General features: G+C 69.1%; 1 protein-coding gene and 1 pseudogene. One reads left to right on the forward strand and one right to left on the reverse strand.

The features are described 5' to 3' along the window. Window positions 1-627 (forward strand): glycerate kinase (locus tag ACESMD_RS14615; protein WP_372614407.1); only part of this gene is annotated, 627 nt, incomplete at its 5' end. Window positions 628-636: 9 nt separating this feature from the next. Here ACESMD_RS14615 and ACESMD_RS14620 read toward each other — a convergent pair. Beyond that, window positions 637-1,032, reverse strand: a pseudogene (locus tag ACESMD_RS14620) (cytosol nonspecific dipeptidase); the annotation flags it as partial.

Here is a 1,032-nt window from a genome sequence, read left to right on the forward strand (position 1 = left end):
GCCCGGCTTGATCTCTCCGGCCTCGACCCTCGCCTCGCGGGCCTGGCCGTGGAAACTGCCGTGGATGTGGACAATCCCCTGCTGGGCGAACGCGGTGCCAGTGCCGTCTTCGGGCCTCAGAAAGGGGCGACGGCCGCCGACGTCAGCCGCCTGGATGGCGCCCTCTCACGCTTTGCCGACCTGGCCGCCGAAGCCTTGGGGGAAGATCACCGCGACCTGCCCGGTGCCGGAGCAGCGGGCGGCATGGGCTTCGCCGCCCGGGCCTTCCTCGGCGCCGAATTGCGTCCCGGCATCGAGCTCGTCATGGATCAGGTCGGGTTCGAGGATCTGCTGAGCGACGCCGACCTGGTGATCACCGGTGAGGGTCAACTGGACGGCCAGAGCATGGCCGGCAAGACGCCGGTCGGTATCTCACGGGCCGCACATCGCCGGGGGATTCCGGTCATCGTGCTCGCCGGACGACTGGCACCGGGCTGGCAGGCCGCCTTCGATGAGGGAGTCACCGCGGCGTTCGCCCTGGCCGATGGCCCCATGGGACTCGAAGACGCACTGGAGCGCTGCGCCGAGCTGCTGGCCGACCGTGGCGAGAGCATCGCGCGACTACTCCTCGCCGCGCCGAGGCTCTGAGGGTTCCGGCTAGCATTCAGCCAAGGCGGTTTCGGCATCCTTCATGGCGATGTCCTCGATCAGACCCCTGAGCAGCGCCCAGAACTCCTCGACGGAGTCGAGCTCGACCCGCTCGTCGGGCGAGTGGGCCCCGCGGATCAAGGGCCCGAAGGAGATCATGTCCAGGTGGGGATACTTGCCACCGAGGATGCCGCATTCGAGCCCGGCGTGGATCACCAGCACCTCGGGGTCGCTACCCAGTTGATGCCGATGAACACGACGGAAGCGAGCCAGCAGTTCGCTCCCGGAGGCCGGGGTCCAGCCAGGATAGCCGCCCTCGACGAGGGTGCGGGCACCGATCAGCTCGAACAGGGCACGGAAGCGATCGGCCAGGTCGGTGGCGGCGCTGTCACGCAGGGAGCGGAC

It is taken from the genome of Halomonas sp. (genome assembly GCF_041689495.1).
Lineage (GTDB): Bacteria > Pseudomonadota > Gammaproteobacteria > Pseudomonadales > Halomonadaceae > Halomonas.